The sequence below is a fragment of the Mesorhizobium sp. M7D.F.Ca.US.004.03.1.1 genome, from assembly GCF_003998635.1.
GTDB lineage: Bacteria > Pseudomonadota > Alphaproteobacteria > Rhizobiales > Rhizobiaceae > Mesorhizobium > Mesorhizobium loti.
Map to the genome: position 1 here is coordinate 1 of NZ_RZQG01000427.1, position 5,039 is coordinate 5,039.

Genomic DNA, 5,039 nt, shown 5'->3' on the forward strand with positions numbered 1-5,039 from the left:
CTTCTGCAACTGGTTGGTCACCGCCGCATCGATGCCGGCGCGGCCCTCGGCGAACTTCGCCAGATCGGCCTGCATGGCCTCAGCCATGCGCTCGCGGCTTTCGGACAGTTTTCTGCTGTGGTTCTCGACAGCTTCCTCGATGCCGACGCGGGCGTCGGCGAGCCGCTGGATGTCGCTGTCGAACGAACGCGATACGACGTGACGGGCGGCTTCCATGCGTCCGGCGAAGTCGCTGGCGCGGGCTTCGAGCATGGAGGAGGTCGAGGTGACGATGTCGGCCATGTCGGCGCCGATCTGGGTCTTGCCCTGATCGATCATCGCCGACAGCGTGTCCTTGCTCTCGGCAAAGGTGTGGGCGATTTCGCGGGCGCGCTCGACCAGCGTCTCGTTGATCTGGCGGGCGCGGGCCTCGAGTGCCGCATTGAGCTTCTGCGTTCCGGTGTCCAGCGCCTCGGCGCGGGTCTGGAATTCGCTGATCAGCGCCTGGCCGCGTTCGGCGAGCGTCCGCTCGATGCCGTTGAGGCTGGCCTCGAATTCGGAATTGAGGGTGCGCGCCGCGCCGCCAAGCAGGGACACCATGCCGGTGGTGCGATCGTCGAGCAGATCGGTCAACGACCGTGTCAGGCCGTCCGTGGTGTCCGTCAGCTTGGCAATGCGGGTATCGAGAAGGCTGGCGAAAGCCTCACCCGAGGTTGACAGCCGGTCGGTGATCGAATCGAGCCGGCCTTCCACCGAATCGAAGATCGACATCGAGCTTTCGTTGATGCGGTCGATGAGCGTGTCGCCGGAATTGGTGATCGTCATCGACAATTTAGTCGACGCATTGAGGATCGAGTCGCGGATGATGTCGGAGGCGGCCCCGATCTCATCCTTCAGTGTCTCGTGCGCACCGGTGATCGAAGCGCGGACGCGCTCGGCATGAGTGACGACGGCTTCGCGCTCGCTGCCAAGCCCATCGACCAGCGAACGGATGCGGGATTCATTCTCGGAATAGGAGCGTTCGATCTGGTTAACTTCGCTGTGGACCAGAGTTTCCAACTCGACGGCGCGGGCAAGCGTGCGTTCGATGCCTTCGCCCATGGCTGCAACCTCGCGACGAACGGCTTGGCCGATCATCATGACGCGATCCTGGGCAAGGTTTTCCGGCTCGGTCAGGCGGAAAGCCACTTCGGTCATCGACTGGGCGGCGATGCGCATTTCCTGGGCCCGGCGAATCATTGCCGCGAAGGCCCAGAACAGGATGACGGGCACGATCGCCGCGACCGCCAGGCCGATCAGCTCCGGACGGGCAAGGAACTGGTCGAGCGTGCGGATTCTCCAGATGCTCGGTCCGAAAAGGAGGTTGGCCAAGCCACCGGCGCCGGCGAACCAGGCGAGCGAAACGAAGGCAACGACCCAGTAAATGGTGTTCGAGGCACGCCTGTTGAGGCTGTGCAGGAGCGTCTTGTAGTCCTTCTGGCGATCGTCATTGGCCGGCGCGAAACCCGCGGGCTGGGCGCCATTGCGTGTTTCCACGGGGCGCAACTCGGCAGGCTTGGCCTTTGGCGCGGGTTTTGCGGCCTGGTTCTGGACTTGGCTCTGATTGACCACGGACTCTGGTTTCTGATTGCGTCCCTCGCGCGCCAGCTCGTCGGCGGCCTGGGATATCTGCGCTTCCAGATCCTCCATCGATGCCGCGATGTCGAGGTCGCCGCTGCCGACATCATTGCTGAGGTCGAGATCGAGCGCCTTTTCCAGTTCCCTGGCCACTTCGCTGTCGAGAGTTCTCGTCGTCGTTGGTTTCTTTGCCATGCCTTCGCTACCCTGTACTAGCTGCCGCGGGCTTATAATTCTGTTTGTCGTACCACGCGCAGGAGGCTGAAAATGGACCCCTCGTATCGTAATGACACAGGGGGGTAAAGAAAACATGCATTCCGCGAGATACGTAAAACTTTAAATATAAGGTTAACGCAACCGTGATTTGGGCGCCGTTTTGGCAACATTTTTCCGGGCCATTCATTAACCCGTTGTCCATTGGATTCGCCTAGGTTTTTGGGCGATCGAAGAAACGGAGTTCGAGTTCATGCGTGGCGAAAGCGGCATTGCCTTCTCAATGCCCGGGGGCGACGTATCCGGACCAAGGCGGTCACGGCCGGTCGATTTGGCACACCTTGCCCGCCAGACGATGGGCGACCGCAGCCTCGAGCAAGAGGTGCTGGCGCTGTTTGTACAACAGGCGCTGTCGGTGCGCGACAAAATACTCGATGCCGACATCAAGAACCGGCTTCTGCTGGCGCATGGGCTGAAGGGTTCGGCACGGGGTGTCGGTGCCTTTGCCATCGCCGATTGTGCCACCGAGATCGAGCACCAGCCGGAAGACAACCAGACGCTCAGACGGCTCGGCACGCTGATCGACGAAGTGCGCGATTTCATCGCCGCCATCAATCGCTGAATCCCACGCCAAACCCGGTTTGCGGAAAAACGTCACGGAGCGACGCTTTCGCGCGGCAGTTGACTTGCTCGCCGGAGTGATTATCTCGGCTGAGACTCCCTTCAGGTGACAAATGACCAAGCTGACTTTCATCGCCCATGACGGCACACATTTCGACATGGACGCCGAGAACGGCTCGACGGTCATGGAGAACGCGATCCGCAACGCCGTTCCCGGGATCGAGGCGGAATGCGGCGGCGCCTGCGCCTGCGCCACCTGTCACGTCTATGTCGACGAAGCATGGACGGCTGAAGTCGGCGAGCCGGAAGCGATGGAAGAGGACATGCTGGACTTCGCCTACGACGTCCAGCCGAACTCACGGCTGTCGTGCCAGATCAAGGTGCGCGACGCGCTCGACGGTCTGGTCGTGCGGGTGCCCGCCCGCCAGGGCTGAGACACCGGTTTTTTGCCGGCTGCTGCTTGGCAGCGGCGGATTGCTCATGCAGTGTCTCGACAACACACAGCGAGGCGCATCGCATGACCGACATCACCAAGACAGACGTGCTTATTGTCGGGGCAGGGCCTGTCGGCCTCTTCGCCGTGTTCGAACTCGGCCTGTTCGACATGAAGTGCCACCTGATCGACATTCTCGACCGGCCAGGCGGCCAATGCGCGGAACTCTATCCGGAAAAGCCGATCTACGACATTCCAGGCTGGCCTTCGATCTCGGCGCAGGGGTTGGTCGACAAACTGCTCGAGCAGATCGCGCCGTTCAAGCCCGATTTCACCTACAACCGCATGGTTTCCAGCCTGGAAAAGCTGGAGGACGGCAGTTTTCGCGTCACCACCGACGAGAATGAGGTGTTCGAGGCCAAGGTGGTGGTGATTGCCGCCGGCGGCGGCTCCTTCCAGCCCAAGCGTCCGCCGATCCCGGGCATCGAGCCCTATGAAGGCAAGAGTGTCTTCTATTCGGTGCGCCGGATGGAGGATTTTCGCGGCCACGACCTTGTCATTGTCGGCGGCGGCGACTCGGCGCTCGACTGGACGCTCAACCTGCAGCCGGTGGCAAGGAGCGTGACGCTGGTGCACCGGCGGCCCGAATTCCGCGCGGCGCCCGACAGCGTCAACAAGATGTATGCCATGCAGGAGATGAAGCAGCTGCATTTCCAAGTCGGGCAAGTGACCGGATTGACCGGCGCCGACGGCCAGCTGTCATCGGCCACCATCAAGGGGCCGGACGGCGATGTCGAGGTGCCTTGCACGCGCATGCTGCCGTTCTTCGGCCTGACCATGAAGCTCGGCCCGATCGCAGAATGGGGCCTCAATCTTCACGAGAACCTCATTCCGGTCGATACCGAGAAGTTCCAGACATCGGTGCCAGGCATTTTCGCGGTCGGCGACATCAACTGGTATCCGGGCAAGCTGAAGCTGATCCTATCGGGCTTCCACGAGGTGGCGCTGATGGCGCAGGCCGCCAAGCGCGTCATCAGCCCCGGCGAGCGTATCGTCTTCCAGTATACGACCTCCTCGACCAGCCTGCAGAAGAAGCTCGGCGTGGTGGAAGCTTCCTGAAACGCGTCGCTTTGAATCAAATGCAGCCGACGCGCTTCACGTCTTTTGTCAGTCAGCTAGCACCGGAGCCTCGGGATGGCCGCGCAGCGGCTTTTCCGGCATCAGCACCAGCGCGACGAGCGCCATGACCAGCATCGCTGCCGCGGTGAAGAAGATCATCACGAACGCCAGGGCCTCGACGGCGGTGCTGGCCGCCTGGGTGCCTTCTCCAGCAAGCGGCAGGCCGTAGCCAAGCGCGACCGCACCAAGGATGGCGACGCCAAGCGCGCTGCCTAAAGAGCGAAGGAAGGTCAGTACGCCGGTGGCAACGCCGAGATGGGCCTGGTCGACGGCATTCTGAACCGACACAGTGGCAACCGGAAATGTCGTGCCGCTGCCCAGGCCGATGCAGGTCGTCAGGATCTCGACGATCAGCAGCGAAGCATGCCCCGCCACCAGGCCGAGTATGCCGAGGCACAGGATGGCGAAGGTCACCCCTACCATCGCGATCCGCTTGTAGTGAACGACCCGGGCAATCGTGCGGCCGCTGAATGTCGCGCCCGCAACGGTGCCGAGCATGAGACCAAGCATGGCGGTTCCCGATTCACTGGCCGAAAGCCCGAGGATGGACTGCAAGTAGACCGGCAGGTAGACCGCGAGCCCGATATTGGCGGCCTGCAGCAGGAACAACGACAACGTGCCGGCAAGGACGATCGGGTTGCCAAGCACTTCGAGCGAGATCAGCGGTTCGGCCGCGCGCAGCAGCCGCAACGCAAAGGCGCTCCAGATGACCGCCGAACAGGCGAGCAGCCCGAAGATCTCGCGTGACAGCCACGGATATTCGCTGCCACCCCAGTTCAACGCCAGCAACAGCAAGGCGGTGGCCGCGACAAGCAGCAGCGCGCCGAGCCCATCGATGCGATGGTGTTTTGCCGCGATCGGCAGCTTTCTCAATGGCTTGTTGATGATGGCCATGGCGACGAGACCAAGCGGGATGTTGATCCAGAAGATCAGTGACCAGTGCAGATGCTCGGCGAAGGTGCCGCCCAAAAGCGGGCCTGCGATGCTGGCGACCGCC

Annotated in this window: 4 protein-coding genes and 1 pseudogene; 3 read left to right on the forward strand and 2 right to left on the reverse strand. The window is 62.3% G+C overall.

Translation table 11 applies throughout. The annotated features are described in order from the left end of the window. A pseudogene (locus tag EN935_RS21780) lies at positions 1–1,791 on the reverse strand (kinesin); the annotation flags it as partial. Between the two features lie 271 nt (positions 1,792–2,062). Between EN935_RS21780 and EN935_RS21785 the strand changes: the two are divergent. The 3 genes from EN935_RS21785 to EN935_RS21795 all read left to right on the forward strand — a co-directional run bounded on the left by EN935_RS21785 (position 2,063) and on the right by EN935_RS21795 (position 3,982). Then, the gene (locus EN935_RS21785; protein WP_127373602.1) at positions 2,063–2,431 is read left to right on the forward strand and encodes an Hpt domain-containing protein; all 369 of its coding nucleotides are present in this window, start codon (positions 2,063–2,065) and stop codon (positions 2,429–2,431) included. Between the two features lie 112 nt (positions 2,432–2,543). Then, on the forward strand, positions 2,544–2,864 hold the full coding sequence (locus EN935_RS21790) for a 2Fe-2S iron-sulfur cluster-binding protein (RefSeq protein ID WP_013531878.1): 321 nt from the start codon (positions 2,544–2,546) through the stop codon (positions 2,862–2,864). Between the two features lie 83 nt (positions 2,865–2,947). Then, positions 2,948–3,982, forward strand: a complete 1,035-nt coding sequence (locus EN935_RS21795; protein ID WP_109669274.1) for an NAD(P)/FAD-dependent oxidoreductase — start codon at positions 2,948–2,950, stop codon at positions 3,980–3,982. A 48-nt stretch (positions 3,983–4,030) separates the two neighbouring features. Here the strand turns inward: EN935_RS21795 and EN935_RS21800 are convergent. After that, positions 4,031–5,039: MFS transporter (locus EN935_RS21800; RefSeq protein WP_127373603.1), on the reverse strand; the 1,009-nt coding region annotated here is incomplete at its 5' end.

Bases quoted from the DNA above. Each gene is read 5' to 3' on its own strand.
- EN935_RS21795 (WP_109669274.1), top strand. From the start codon at position 2,948: ATGACCGACATCACCAAGACAGACGTGCTTATTGTCGGGGCAGGGCCT.
- EN935_RS21790 (WP_013531878.1), top strand. From the start codon at position 2,544: ATGACCAAGCTGACTTTCATCGCCCATGACGGCACACATTTCGACATG.
- EN935_RS21785 (WP_127373602.1), top strand. From the start codon at position 2,063: ATGCGTGGCGAAAGCGGCATTGCCTTCTCAATGCCCGGGGGCGACGTA.